This is a genomic window from Pseudomonas sp. SWI44, from assembly GCF_002947915.1.
Classification (GTDB): Bacteria; Pseudomonadota; Gammaproteobacteria; order Pseudomonadales; family Pseudomonadaceae; genus Aquipseudomonas; species Aquipseudomonas taiwanensis.
Genome location: NZ_CP026674.1, coordinates 5,480,295 through 5,494,029 on the forward strand (window position 1 = coordinate 5,480,295; position 13,735 = coordinate 5,494,029).

Genomic DNA, 13,735 nt, shown 5'->3' on the forward strand with positions numbered 1-13,735 from the left:
CTTAACGCGTTGGATCCGATTTTGCAGCGCCAATATCGAGGGGTACAAATGTTCTCTTTCCGTTTCGCTGCGTTCTATAGTCGGCCTATAATCGTCTGTAAAATCGCGCTTCTATAATTTGTCTATAATTGCTCTATAGTTTCCTATAACCGACGCTCAAAGGACCGGAATGACCGAAACCCTCTATCACCGACCCGCCCTGGCTGCGCGGCTTTCCAAACTGGTCTTGCAGGTCGCGGTGGGCAGTGCTGCCAGCTCGGGCGTTTTCCTGGCGGCGCCACGGCGTACCGGTAAGTCCACCTTCGCCCGTGAAGACCTGCGGCCTGCCTTGGAGGCGACAGGGGCGATCGTGCTGTACGCCGACTTGTGGAAAGACCTGAAGAAAGACCCTGGCCAGGTCATCGTCGAGGCGGTACGCGAAGCGGTCGGGCGCAATGAGGGTTTCATCACACGGCTGGCACGGTCGTCGGGGATGGAGAAGGTCGTAGTCGGTGGCCTCAACTTCAGCCTGGACAAGATTGGCCTGGGCAAGGACATCGACCTGACGGCAGCGTTGGTGGCACTTTCCGATGAGTCGAAGAAGATCATCGTGCTGATCATCGACGAAGCGCAACATGCGATCACCACCGACGAAGGCGTGGCAGCACTGTTCGCGCTCAAGGCGGCGAGGGACGAGCTCAACAGCTCAAGGCACTACGGCCTGCGCATCGTTTGCACCGGTTCGAATCGGGACAAGCTGGCGATGTTGCGCAACAGCAAGGACCAGGCATTCTTTGGCGCTTCGATGGTGCAGTTTCCAACGCTGGACCAGGACTTCATCGACTGGTTCTGCGCCAACGTCGATCTTGCCGGAGCACTGGACCCTGCTCAGGTGTTCCAGCTGTTCAAGGAGAGTGGTTATCGTCCTGAACTGCTGGGCGCGGCAGCCGACGAGATCCGATTCGACTTCGTCATCGAGCCGGATGCGATTCCTGCACGCTTTGCCGAACGGGTGCGCGCCCAGGCCGATGAGCTGAACGCCAACCTCAGGAAGGTAATTCACAGCCTGACCCCGATCCAGTCGGCGGTGATTCGGGTGATGAGCGTCAAGGGCGATGACTACGCGCCCTTCGAAGCGCCGACCATGGTGCTTTACGGCAAGGCCATGACCCTGGCGGGCATCGAGGCGAGTGACGTCCATGTCGAGGTTCCCGGCGTGCAGCAGGCCCTGATCGCGCTACAGCAGAAGAAACTGGTGTGGAAAGCCTCGCGAGGCGTGTACGCGGTCGATGACTCGGTGATTGCCGAAGTGCTTCGCGCCGATGGCCTGCTCGAAGGTCTGGAATGAGCCCGCTCGAAGGCGGCGCGGGGTCTTGAGCTACGAACCTTCATAACGACTATAGCGAACCTGCCTATGGCCAGCGGATGCCCAGGGCTAGACTGAGCAGGTTGAGCCTGTCGACCTGCTGACGCCACAATAAAAAAGGGCTGTATCCGCCGAACGTTGATTTTCCTATCGGGGCGCGTCGGAGAATTGCCACATGAAACGCACGTCCAGCATTCGTCCATCACTTTCCATTACCCGTCATGCGCTGGTACCGCTGTTTGCGGCCCTACTGGTGACGGGGTGCGCCCATGACCCGGATATCCGGATGGGGCATGACAATGTGGCGGGGACCACGCTGAAAAGCCCGCCCGACTTCATAAAATGCGTACGGGATGAGCTTCCTGCGGGTGAGAAGGCATTCATGCGCGAAGACAACCATGCGCTGGCGCTGTTCCTCGAAAGCACGGACCCACGACAGTCCACCGGCCTGGTCGAGATTCGCCCGTCTGGCACGCAGCATCACTATTCCGCTTATCAACGCGATGCCTGGTACGACAAGGGCAGGTTGTTGGACGCAGCACTGATGTGCTCGTGAGTTGTCTGATCGCCGTGGGAAGGGTCAGGGAGCCTTGGAGCTCCCTGTCTTGCACGTTTACTTGCAATTGCCCGCTTTGCGATACCCGGCAGCCTGAGCCTGGGATTCCGACTCGAACATGACCTGGTTCTTTTGGGAGAGCTGGTAGTAGCCGGGGCAACCAGTGGCAAGGTGATACACATGGCTGTTGCGGTTGCCGAGCACGGCACCGGAAGTCGCGTTGCTGGCAACGGTACGCTCGGCAGGCTTGGCCGTGGCACTTTTTGCCGCCACGGCGGCGACCACACCGTCACCCACTGGCTTGTAGCCGAGCGACCAGGTGCGCTCACCGGTCACGAATGGGTTGGAGTGCCCCATGATCCGAGCGATGCGGGCGTTGCGTTCTTTTTCCCAGGCGGACACCGGGTGCTGCTTGTTCCAGGCCATCAGCAACTGCTGTTGCTGACGCGACATGCTCAGCTTGTAGCGATCGAACATGTAGAAGGTGGTGCGGGCAACCAGGCCTTTGACTTCGTCGCGGGGTTCCGCGGCCTTCTGCTGGAAGTCGATCTTGGTCGTGCACTGACCGTATTGCGGGGCGACGCCCGAGGCCATGCCGTAGTTGAAGTTGCTGCGGTCGCCATTCACTTCCCCCACGGCAGGGTAGAGGTTGAACAGGTCTGCCTCCATCGCGCGGAAAATAGGGTCTTCGTCCACGCACTGCTCGCGCCCACCGTTCTGCCAGCATTGGCGCTGATGGCCGAAGGTCCAGGCCGGGACGATGTGTTCCCATTCGGTGCGCTCGGCCCGGTTTTTCTGCTTGCGGGTTTCGTAGCCGCAGGAGGCGGGATCGATCCGACCGCCGGATTTACCAACCCAGGTCCACTTGCAGCCGCAGTACAGGTCCCCCATGGCGCTGTTGGCCTGGTCAAGGTAGACCTGCTGTTTGGCGATGACTTTGGCTTCGGTGAACGTGGCGGGTGGAGTAGCGAAGGCGCAGGGAATGGCAGAGAAGGCTAAGGTTATGACATACAACAGTTTTTTCATGGCGCACGGTAATTTGACTCTGGGGCGCCGGAGTATACATAAAAGGCCGTGGGGGAGCCCCACGGCCGTACTGCTCACGGTTCAGTGCCCACCTTTCATGCGGCGCGCGCACAGGTAGAGCGCCAGGCCAACCAGGGCGGCAGCAGCGCCGATGTAACCCGTACTCGTCCACCCCAAGCCGGCAGTGATCGCCATTCCGCCAAACCAGGGACCGAGCGCATTGGCCAGGTTGAATGCTGCATGGTTCGACGCCGCTGCCAGGCTTGGGGCTTCATGGGCGATATCCATCAAACGAATCTGCAGGGGCGCTGCCAATGCGATCATGGTGCCGACCAGGCCAATCCCCAGCAGCAGCGACCACAGTGCGCTGGCGGCGAACGAGAAGAACAGCAGCACCGCCATCGACCATACCAGCACCAGCCCAACGGCGCGGAACTGCCAACGGTCGAACAGCTTGCCGCCTGCGATGTTACCGACGATGCCGCCGACCCCGAATGCTGCCAGGCCAAATGGAATCCACTGCGGTGACACCTGGGTGACTTCGAGCATGGTCGGGGCCAGGTAGCTGAACACGCAGAACATACCCGCAAAGCCAATGGAGGCGATGGCCAGTGCCATCCACACCTGTGGCAGCCGGAAGGCCTGCAGCTCCTTGCGTGGGTCGCTGCGCACCTCGTCATGGCGCTGGGGCACGAAGCGCCAGACCATGGCGATGGTGCACAGGGCGATCATCCCGACCAGCACGAAAGCGGAACGCCAGCCAAAGAATTGCCCGAGTAAAGTGGCGACCGGGTTGCCCAGCAACATCGCCAAGGTCAGCCCCATCATGACCCGCGCCACCGCGCTGGCACGCTGATCGGTCGGCACCATGCTCGAAACCACTACCGCCGCGATACCAAAGTATGCTCCATGGGGAAGCCCGCTGATGAACCGGAAGGCGACCAGGCTGGCGAACGAGGGTGCGAATGCTGTGGCCAGGTTACCGATGGCATAAAGCGCCATCAACCACAGCAACAGGTGCTTGCGCAGCAGCCTGGCGCCCAGAATAGCCAGTGTCGGTGCACCGACCATCACCCCCAGGGCGTAGGCACTGATCGCATGGCCCACCTGAGGCTCGCTCAATTGCAGGTTATTGGCGATATCGGGCATCAAGCCCATGATGGCGAACTCGCCGGTACCGATGGCGAAGCTGCCCAGCGCCAGGGCGGCCTCCATCTTGGCAACGGTGGACGTGCTGCGCACTGGCGGTGGCGCTTGAATAACAGACATCGAGATCCTTATTGAAACATGCTGAAACGGTAAAGGGGGCATCTTAGACAATCCACGACTGCAGCGTCGAGGACCGGGTTGGCCGTCGGTCATTGCGCCGAGGCATGGCGTTACTAGCTATGAGGCGTTCGCTAACAGGCCGAGAGGCCATCGATAACCCACTGATAATCGTGAAAATGAATCAGGAGGCTGTCGTGAAGCTGGAAAAGCGCAGTATCGAGTTTGTCCCCCATAGCGAGCGTTACGGCACCCCCCGACGTTTGTTCACTATCTGGTTCAGTTCCAATTTCCAGGTCACGGCCTTGATGGTCGGCACGCTGGGTATTGCGTCAGGCTTGAGTTTCGGCTGGACATTGCTGGGCTTGTTGATCGGTAACCTGGTCGGCACCGTGTTCATGGCCGCGCACTCGGCCCAGGGCCCGCACCTGGGCATTCCACAAATGATCCAGAGCCGCGCGCAATTCGGCGTCTATGGCGCAGCCATTCCGCTGTTGGTGATGGTTGTTGCGGCAGTGTTGTTTCTGGCCGCCAGTGGCGTGCTCATGCGCGATGCCTTGAAGGCGCTGATGCCGATGAGCGATGACCAGGCCATCGTACTGGTTGGTGTGCTGACCTTCGTTATCGGTTTCGTTGGCTATGAACTGATCCACCGCTTGGGCGCCTGGATGAGCGTTTTGTCGACGCTGGTGTTCGCCACCGCCATGGTGCTGATCCTGTTGTACCCGCTGGACCCGGCCGCGACCATGGCGCCGAGCACCGGTTTCTCGTTCGCAGCGTTCAATTTGGTCATCGCCCAGGCAGCTTCATGGACATTGGGCTATGGCCCTTATGTGGCTGATTATTCACGCTACCTGCCGGCCAATGTACGCACCCGCGACACATTCTGGACGACCTATTGCGGTTGTGCGTTGGGTTCATTCGCCATGATGGCGCTTGGTGCCTTGTTGGCCGTGGCCATACCCACCGCGCTCGGCCACGACCCGGCCACCGCGATTGCCTCGTTGTTCGGACCGTGGGCACCGCTGGCGCTGGCTGTGATCGCGTTGGGCGTCATCCAGTACAACGTGCTTTGCCTCTACAGCGCTTACATGTCCACGGTGACGATCTTCGGTGCATTCGGCGAGCTCAAGCAGGTCACAGCAGCAGCCAAAGCCGTGGTGATGGCGGTACTGAGCATTGCCGCAACCCTGATCGCGATCGCCACCCAGTACCACTTCGACACCTTCTTCGCCGACATTCTGATCGGTCAGCTGTACCTGTTGATCCCCTGGAGCGCGATCAACCTGGTGGACTACTACTGGGTCTGCCGAGGCCACTACTCGGTGGCTGACCTTTACGATATCAAGGGCCGCTACGGGCGCTTCAACCGGCGGACCCTGGCGGTCTATGCGGTCTCCATCATTGGCACGATACCGTTCATGAAGCTGTCGTTCTACACCGGGTTCATTGCCCAGTGGCTGGACGCTGATATCAGCTGGGCCATGGGTTTGGTGCTGGCTGGGGCGCTGTACTGCATGGTCAACAGCCGACCGGCTAGTGCGAGCGCCGGGTTGTATGGCCAGCACCCGGTAGAGTGAATCATCGCGTCAGTGGGCGTCGGCGGACGGTTGACGCGACGTTCGTCGAGGCTAGCCGGGACCGCCGTTAGCCAAGTGATGACTGTAGGTTGGCAAGGCCGGAGTTTCAGACTCTCCTTGCCAGCTCTTGTGCAAGGTAAGGTGCAGTACGGCTGCCCTTGACCTGAGCGACGTGGTCGACTGTCCCCGTCGCCACGACCCGGCCACCTGCATGTCCCGCACCCGGCCCGATGTCGATGACCCAGTCAGCCTGTGCAACCACGCGCATGTCGTGCTCGATCACCACTACACTGTTGCCGGCATCGACCAGGCGCTGCAGTTGCGCCATCAGGCGGTCGGCATCGGCTACGTGCAAGCCTGTGGTCGGCTCGTCGAGCACATACAGGGTGCGGCCGCGCTGACTGCGCTGCAGCTCAGTGGCCAACTTGATGCGTTGGGCCTCGCCACCGGACAGCTCGGTGGCCGGTTGACCCAGGCGCAGGTAGCCCAGGCCGATCTCACGCAGGACCTGCAGTGAGCGCAATACGGCCGGTTCATCGGCGAAGCTGTCGCAGGCTTGCTCCACAGTCATGCGCAGCACGTCGGCGATGGTGTGGCCGTTCCAGCGGACAGCGAGGGTTTCTTCGTTGTAACGGGCACCGTGGCAGGTGGGGCAGGGGGCATAGACGCTAGGCATGAACAGCAGCTCGACGCTGACGAAGCCTTCACCTTCGCAGGTATCGCAGCGTCCCTTGGCCACGTTGAACGAAAAGCGTCCGGCGTCGTAGCGGCGCTTGCGTGCCTGCTCGGTGGCGGCGAACAATTTGCGAACCGGGTCGAACAATCCGGTGTAGGTGGCAAGGTTGGAGCGTGGGGTGCGGCCGATTGGCTTTTGGTCCACCTGCACGACACGTTGCACGGCATGCACGTCACCACCGAGGTGGCCGCTGGTGCGTTCGATGATGGTCGGCCCTTCGATGCTGCTGTCGTCGGTGTTCTCTTCCGGTTCGTGCCCCAGGTGAAGCAGCACCAACTCAGGCAAAGCCTGGGCGATCAGGCTCGATTTGCCGGAGCCGGAAATACCCGTGACCGCCGTGAGCACGCCAAGTGGCACGCGGGTATCGACGCCCTGCAGGTTGTGCCGGCGGATCCCCTGTAGCTCCAGCCAACCGGTGGGCGTGCGGGCATGACTGGCGGGGGTGGGCAACTGCTCGAACAGGTAATGGGCAGTGTGGGACTCGGCCACTTCACGCAAACCGGCCGGCGGACCGCTGTACAGCACCCGTCCACCGCGCTCGCCGGCATCGGGGCCGACGTCCACCAACCACTGAGCGCGGCGCATCAACTCAAGGTCGTGCTCGACCACGAATACCGAGTTTCCAGCAACGCGCAGCCGGTCGAGGGCATCGTACAGCGCCTGGCTGTCAGAAGGGTGCAACCCGGCGGAGGGCTCGTCGAGCACATACACCACCCCAAACAGCAAGGCACTCAGTTGCGTGGCCAGGCGCAGGCGCTGAAGCTCGCCGGTCGACAATGTCGGTGTGGCGCGCTCCAGGGTGAGGTAGCCAAGGCCCAGTTGCTGCAGGGTACGCAGGCGCGTCAGCACGCCTTCGGCCAGGCGCTGCGCGGCCAGTTGTTTTTCTGCCGAGCGCGTGAAATGCGCATTGGTCTCGCCCTGGGCGACCGGTTCGAGCAGTGCTGCCACCTGGTCCAGCGGCATCTGCGCCAGGGTGCCGATATCCACTCCACAGAAGGTCACCGACAACGCTTCGGGCTTGAGGCGCTTGCCGGCACAAGCCGGACAGGGGTGGCCTTGCATGAAGCGCGACACGCGCTTTCGCATCAGGGCACTCTGGCTATTGGCGAAGGTATGCAGCACATAGCGCCGGGCGCCGGTGAAGGTGCCCATGTAGCTGGGTTTGAGCTTGCGCTTGAGCGCAATACGGGTTTCGGCGGGTGTGAGTCCGGCGTAAACCGGCACCGTGGGCGACTCTTCAGTGAACAGGATCCAGTCGCGGTCCTTCTGCGGCAGATCCTTCCAGGGCTTGTCGACGTCGTAGCCCAAGGTCACCAGGATGTCGCGCAGGTTCTGCCCGTGCCACGCCGGAGGCCATGCGGCAATCGCCCGGTCACGGATGCTCAGGGATGGGTCGGGGACCAGGGTCGCTTCGGTGACCTGGAAGACATGCCCCAGCCCATGGCACGCCGGGCAGGCACCTTGCGGTGTGTTGGGCGAGAAATCTTCGGCATACAGCATGCTCTGCCCGGGCGGATAGTGGCCCGCGCGGGAGTACATCATCCGCAGCAGGCTGGACAGGTTGGTGACGCTGCCGACCGAGGAGCGGGCATTGCTTGCCCCGCGTTGCTGTTGCAGTGCCACCGCCGGCGGCAAACCATCGATGGCGTCGACATCCGGCACGCCCACCTGGTCGATCAGGCGCCTGGCATAAGGGGCCACGGATTCGAAATAGCGCCGCTGCGCTTCGGCGTACAGGGTGCCGAAGGCCAAGGAAGACTTGCCCGAGCCGGACACGCCGGAAAACACCACCAATGCATCGCGGGGGATGGCGACATCCACCTCCTTGAGGTTGTGTTCACGTGCGCCGCGCACCACCACACAGCCTTCGCTGTCGAGGTGGCTGGGCTTGGTCGATGAAGGAGGGCGGGTCATGGGCGGCTCGGTGTTGGGCAATAGAGGGTACGGTAGCCAATGTCTGGCTTGGCTGCCTACCCCGGAGCGTCATGCAAGGGGCCATAAACACTTCGGCTGGTGTCGTTCGGCGTTTCCAACGCCAGCCAGTCAAATTCGATATGGCCGGCATCGGAATCTGGTATTACATCTGTCCGGTCCGCGCTGTTTAGCATCGTCGACGTCTTCCTGTCGACGAGAACAACAACGTGAACCTTGGAAAGATCATTACCCGCAGTGCCCGCTACTGGCCTGACCACACCGCCGTGGCGGACCGTCAGACGCGCTTGACCTACGCCCAGCTGGAGCACCGTAGCAACCGACTGGCCTCGGGGCTGGGGGCACTGGGTGTGGCCGCCGGTGAACATGTGGCGATCCTGGCAGCCAACCGTGTGGAGTTGGTGGAGGCGGAGGTCGCCCTGTACAAGGCGGCGATGGTCAAGGTGCCGATCAACGCGCGGTTGTCGCTGGATGAAGTGGTGCGGGTGCTGGAAGACGCTTGCAGCGTTGCGCTGATCACCGATGCCACCTTCGCCCGCGCGCTGGCCGAGCGACGCGAGACGTTACCGATGTTGCGCAAGGTTATCGCGCTGGAAGGCGATGACGGTGACCTGCGATACGACGCGCTGCTCGAACTCGGTAGCGAAGCGCCGTTTTGCCGGGACCCTGACGACGATGCGCTGGCGGTGCTGCACTATACCTCGGGTAGCTCCGGTGTGCTGAAGGCGGCCATGCTGTCGTTCGGCAACCGTAAGGCCCTGGTGCGCAAGAGTATCGCCAGCCCCACGCGTCGCTCCGGACCTGATGACGTCATGGCCCACGTAGGGCCGATCACCCATGCCAGCGGTATGCAGATCATGCCGCTGCTGGCAGTCGGCGCATGCAACCTCCTGCTGGACCGTTTTGACGATTCGCTGTTGCTGGAGACCATCCAGCGTGAGCGGGTGACCCGGCTGTTCCTGGTGCCGGCGATGATCAACCGGCTGGTGAACTTCCCTGGTGTCGAGCGCTTCGACCTGTCCAGCCTCAAGCTGGTCATGTATGGCGCTGCCCCCATGGCGCCGGCCCTGGTGAAGAAGGCCATCGAACTGTTCGGGCCGATCCTCGCGCAAGGTTACGGTGCTGGCGAGACCTGTTCGCTGGTGACCGTGCTGACCGAGCAGGACCATCTGGTCGAGGATGGCAATTACCAGCGCCTGGCTTCATGCGGGCGGTGCTATTTCGAGACCGATTTGCGGGTGGTGAACGAGGCCTTCGAGGATGTGGCGCCGGGCGAGGTCGGCGAGATCGTCGTCAAGGGGCCAGACATCATGCAGGGCTACTGGCGTGCGCCGGCGCTCACCGCCGAAGTCATGCGTGACGGCTACTACCTCACCGGCGACCTGGCGACCGTCGATGCCCAGGGCTACGTGTTCATCGTCGACCGCAAGAAGGAGATGATCATCTCCGGTGGGTTCAACGTGTACCCCAGCGAAGTGGAGCAGGTGATCTATGGCTTCCCCGAAGTGTTCGAGGCGGCGGTAGTCGGCGTCCCCGACGAACAGTGGGGCGAAGCGGTGCGCGCGGTGGTGGTGCTCAAGCCTGGGGCACAGCTGGATGCGGCTGAGCTGATCGAGCGCTGCGGCCGCGCCCTGGCCGGATTCAAGAAGCCACGCGGTGTGGATTTCGTCGCCGAACTACCGAAGAACCCCAATGGCAAGGTCGTGCGCCGACTGGTCCGCGAAGCCTACTGGCAACACAGCGAACGTCGTATCTAATCAGGGAGCATCAGCATGTATCAACCAAGTGCAAAGGCTGCGCAGATCATCGAAGCCATCGAAGGTTTCGTCCGCGACCAGGTTCGTCCGCTGGAGCAAGAGGCACAGTTGGACTGGGCACGTCCGCACCCGCAGGCAGTGCTGCGCCAGGTGTGGAAACGCGCCAGTGAACAAGGTCTTTACAAGGTCATGTTGCCAGAAAGCATGGGCGGTGCCGGCCTGAACGTCGCGGACCTGTGCGCGGTGAAGGAGGCCACGGTGCTGACCGGGTCGATGCTCGCGCCGCATGTACTGGGCGAGTTGTCCGGGCCGCCGCGCGTCGGCCACCTGTTCAAAGTAGCCAGCCCTTATCAGGTCGAGACCTTCCTACAGCCAGTGTGCCGCGCCGAAAAAGCCGTGTGTTTCGCCCTGACCGAGGCCGAGGCAGGCTCGGATGCAACGGCCATTCGCACCCAGGCACGGCGTGAAGGCGATCATTATGTGCTCAGCGGCAGCAAGCGCTACATTTCCGGTGCGACCTATGCCGACCTGGCAGTGCTGCTGGCGGTGACCGGTCCGGGGCAGGGCGCCCAGGGGATTTCGGCGTTCTTCGTCGACCTGAAGGCTCGGGGCGTACGTGTCGAGAGCGACTATTCAGTGATGTCCGGCGGCGGAGCCCATGGCGATATCGTGCTGGACGAAGTGCGTGTGCCAGCGGCCAACCTGATCGGTGAGGAGGGGCAGGGCTTCAAGCTCGCCATGGGCCGCATCACCCTCAATCGCTTGCTACATTGCCCAACCCTGCTGGGTATGGCCGGCCTGGCCCTGAACCTGTCGATCGAGCATGCGCGTACGCGCAAGCAGTTCGGCCAGCCGATCGCCATGTTCCAGGCGGTGAACCATATGATCGCCGACATGGCCACCGAACTGCATGCCGCGCGCAGCATGGTGTATGCAACCGCCCAGGTGAACGACGCCGGAGGCGATATTCGCACCCAGGCGCCGATGTGCAAGCTGTTCGTCTCCGAAGCGGCGTTTCGTATCGCCGACAAAGCGGTGCAGGTGCATGGCGGGGCCGGGCTGATGCAGGGCCATCCCGTGGAGTGGATTTTCCGCGCCACGCGGATGATGCGTATCCTCACCGGTACCAGCGAGATCCAACGCAACACCATCGCCAAAGGCGTATTGATGCCTGCGTGACCGTCGGGCCGCCCTTGGGGCGGCCTTGCAACACCCCACAACAAGAACAAGAGTACTTGCCATGACTGCAGATTCTTCGCTGCCCAACCCTCGTACGGCCTGGCTGGTGGCCGTCCTGCTGGCCTTGCTGATGCTGGTGAACTTCCTCGACAAGGTGGTGATCGGCCTGGTGGCGGTGCCGATGAGCGCCGAATTGGGCCTGACGGCCACTGAGTTCGGTCTGATCGGTGGCGCTTTGCATTGGTGCTTTGCCGCATCGGCCGTGGTCGGTGGCTTCATGGCCAACCGGCGCCCGACACGGACCTTGCTGTTGGGCATGGGCCTTTTCTGGGCAGTGATACAACTGCCGATGCTGTTCGCCACCTCACTCTGGGCGATCGTTGCCTGCCGCGTGTTGCTGGGCATCGGTGAGGGACCGGCATCACCGGTGGCGACCCATGCGCTGTACAAGTGGTTCCCCAATGACCGACGCAACCTGCCGGTAGCGTTGCTGCATGCCGGTAGTGCCATGGGGCTGCTGGTGGCGGGCGCGATGATCCCCTGGGTCAGCCTGCACTATGGCTGGCGCACCAACTTCATTATCCTTGCGCTGATCGGCCTGGTCTGGTGCCTGCTCTGGTGGCGACTGGGTAAGGAGGGCACCCTCGAGCGCCTGCGTGCCAGCCAACTCAGGGCGGATGACACGGCGATACCGTATCGCAGGTTGTTGAGCGACCCCAGCGTCCTTGGCAACTACCTTTGCCACTTCGCAGCCAACTGGTCGCTGGCCCTGACCTTGACCTGGGTGCCCAGTTACCTGCAGGTCGGCCTGGGTATCGATCCGCTGCAGACGGGGCACATCTTCGTCATGTTCGTGGTGGTGACCACGCCGCTAAGCCTGTTGTTGGCCTGGCTATCGCAGCGTCTGATGCGCCGAGGCATGCCGTCGCGGGTGGCGCGCGGAGTCTTCGTCTCGCTGTGCCTGGTGCTGGGAGGGCTACTGTCGGCATCGTTGATCCTGCCTGGGCTGAGCACTGCGGTACGGGTTGCCGCGCTGACCTTCAGTGGGGGCCTGGCGTTGGTGATGTACTCGGTGGGGCCGGCGATGCTCGCCGAGTTCACCCCGGCGGCCCAGCGTGGCGGCATCCTCGCGATGGGCAATGGTATCGCTTCACTGGCCGGCCTGGCAGCACCGGTGGTGACTGGTCTGCTGGTGCAGGGCGCGGGGGCCGAACACCCGGCCGGTTACGCCCAGGGTTTCCTGGTATGTGGCGCGGTGCTGGTGCTGGCCGGATTGGTTGGCCTGGCGACCTTGAATCCGCAGCGCACGTTACAGCGCTTGCGCGAGCCAGCTGTGGTCAAGCGGGGTGTCCGGGTGCGCTCTCAGACCGCAAGCTGAACACCAAGCACGGACTCCAATGGCTCAGCCTCACACCCAATCAGCTCGCCCCGCCAACGGCCACTGTTGACCAGGTCGACCAACACGCCTCGCACCAGGTCGCGCAGGCAGCCAGCGGCGAACGACAGCGGCTTGTGGCGCGAATGGGCCAAGGCGATGGTGCGGCTGATGCGCGGTTCGACAATGCGTCGCGCCGCCGTGGGTTCAAGCAGTTCACTGAGCGGCGGCCAGTTGCTGATGGTCGCCGCCAGGCCTGCACGCACCAGGCTGGCGATGCCGGGAGCCGATTGCTGTTCATAGGCCGCTGCCAAGGGCACGCCCGCTTCCATGGCTGCCTGCTCGATGCGGCGGCGCAGGTGTAGCGCGCGGGGTGGCAGGACCAACCGGGTGGCCGCCGCTTCGGCCAGGGTGATGGTGTCGGCGGCACCCGGCGCGCTGGCGCCGACCCAGTAGAGGGCCTCGGTGAAGATTGCCTCGGCTTCCACATGCTCGAGCTCCTCGGCGTTGGGCACCACACCAAAATCCACTTTGCCCAGTTCGATGGCCTGGCCACCCTCTCGGCTCAGGCCATCCCACACCGTCAGGGTCACCCCGGGGAAGCGTTGTTCGGCGCGCCTGACGATTTCCGGTAGCAGCAAGTCGGCGGCCGTGGCCGGAATGGAGATGGCCACATGGCCTTTAGGGTCGCCGCGGCTGGATTTCAGCTCGTCCTTGACCGAGTCGAGTTTCTGCACAACCTGGCGGGCCACCTCGTACAACTGGCGCCCGGCGTCGGTCAGGGCAATGCCGTCGTGCTGGCGGTCGAGCAACTGCATCTCCAGTTCACTCTCCAGCAGGCCGATCTGCCTGCTCAACGCAGGTTGGGCGATATAGGACCGGCGTGAGGCGGAAGAGAAGCTGCCAGCTTCGACGATGGCGATCAGGTAACGGAGCTGTTTCAAGGTCATTGGAGCGGTTCCAAGGGTATGCCGAACTGATAT

General features: G+C 62.7%; 10 protein-coding genes. 6 read left to right on the top strand and 4 right to left on the bottom strand.

Annotated features, from left to right (window positions below; translation table 11 throughout):
- The first annotated feature begins 169 nt into the window (after positions 1-169).
- Together C4Q26_RS25825 and C4Q26_RS25830 are read left to right on the top strand one after the other, a co-directional pair.
- Positions 170-1,327, top strand: coding sequence for an ATP-binding protein (locus C4Q26_RS25825; protein WP_104883891.1), 1,158 nt, complete (start codon positions 170-172; stop codon positions 1,325-1,327).
- 193 nt (positions 1,328-1,520) lie between these two features.
- The gene (locus C4Q26_RS25830) at positions 1,521-1,901 is read left to right on the top strand and encodes a hypothetical protein (protein ID WP_371919381.1); all 381 of its coding nucleotides are present in this window, start codon (positions 1,521-1,523) and stop codon (positions 1,899-1,901) included.
- A gap of 57 nt (positions 1,902-1,958) precedes the next feature.
- On the opposite strand, the gene C4Q26_RS25835 is transcribed toward C4Q26_RS25830, so the two are convergent.
- Complete coding sequence (locus tag C4Q26_RS25835; protein ID WP_023380621.1) at positions 1,959-2,927, bottom strand: endonuclease; 969 nt, start codon at positions 2,925-2,927, stop codon at positions 1,959-1,961.
- Positions 2,928-3,008: 81 nt separating this feature from the next.
- Positions 3,009-4,142, bottom strand: a complete 1,134-nt coding sequence (locus tag C4Q26_RS25840) for an MFS transporter (RefSeq protein ID WP_104884079.1) — start codon at positions 4,140-4,142, stop codon at positions 3,009-3,011.
- 248 nt (positions 4,143-4,390) lie between these two features.
- Here C4Q26_RS25840 and C4Q26_RS25845 point away from each other — a divergent pair, with 248 nt between their 5' ends.
- On the top strand, positions 4,391-5,773 hold the full coding sequence (locus C4Q26_RS25845) for a cytosine permease (RefSeq protein ID WP_023380618.1): 1,383 nt from the start codon (positions 4,391-4,393) through the stop codon (positions 5,771-5,773).
- A 106-nt stretch (positions 5,774-5,879) separates the two neighbouring features.
- On the opposite strand, the gene C4Q26_RS25850 is transcribed toward C4Q26_RS25845, so the two are convergent.
- Positions 5,880-8,423 carry an excinuclease ABC subunit UvrA gene (locus C4Q26_RS25850; RefSeq protein ID WP_104883892.1) on the bottom strand — a complete coding sequence of 848 codons (2,544 nt, stop codon included), beginning with the start codon at positions 8,421-8,423 and terminating at the stop codon, positions 5,880-5,882.
- 227 nt (positions 8,424-8,650) lie between these two features.
- Here C4Q26_RS25850 and C4Q26_RS25855 point away from each other — a divergent pair, with 227 nt between their 5' ends.
- The 3 genes from C4Q26_RS25855 (at position 8,651) to C4Q26_RS25865 (ending at position 12,755) form a co-directional block, all read left to right on the top strand.
- The gene (locus C4Q26_RS25855) at positions 8,651-10,198 is read left to right on the top strand and encodes an AMP-binding protein (protein ID WP_027906936.1); all 1,548 of its coding nucleotides are present in this window, start codon (positions 8,651-8,653) and stop codon (positions 10,196-10,198) included.
- A 15-nt stretch (positions 10,199-10,213) separates the two neighbouring features.
- Positions 10,214-11,377, top strand: coding sequence for an acyl-CoA dehydrogenase family protein (locus C4Q26_RS25860; RefSeq protein ID WP_023380615.1), 1,164 nt, complete (start codon positions 10,214-10,216; stop codon positions 11,375-11,377).
- 61 nt (positions 11,378-11,438) lie between these two features.
- Positions 11,439-12,755, top strand: a complete 1,317-nt coding sequence (locus C4Q26_RS25865; RefSeq protein ID WP_023380614.1) for an MFS transporter — start codon at positions 11,439-11,441, stop codon at positions 12,753-12,755.
- Here the strand turns inward: C4Q26_RS25865 and C4Q26_RS25870 are convergent.
- Positions 12,740-13,702, bottom strand: a complete 963-nt coding sequence (locus tag C4Q26_RS25870; RefSeq protein ID WP_104881756.1) for a LysR family transcriptional regulator — start codon at positions 13,700-13,702, stop codon at positions 12,740-12,742. The two genes, C4Q26_RS25865 and C4Q26_RS25870, sit on opposite strands and share 16 nt — an antisense overlap.
- Positions 13,703-13,735: the final 33 nt, after the last annotated feature.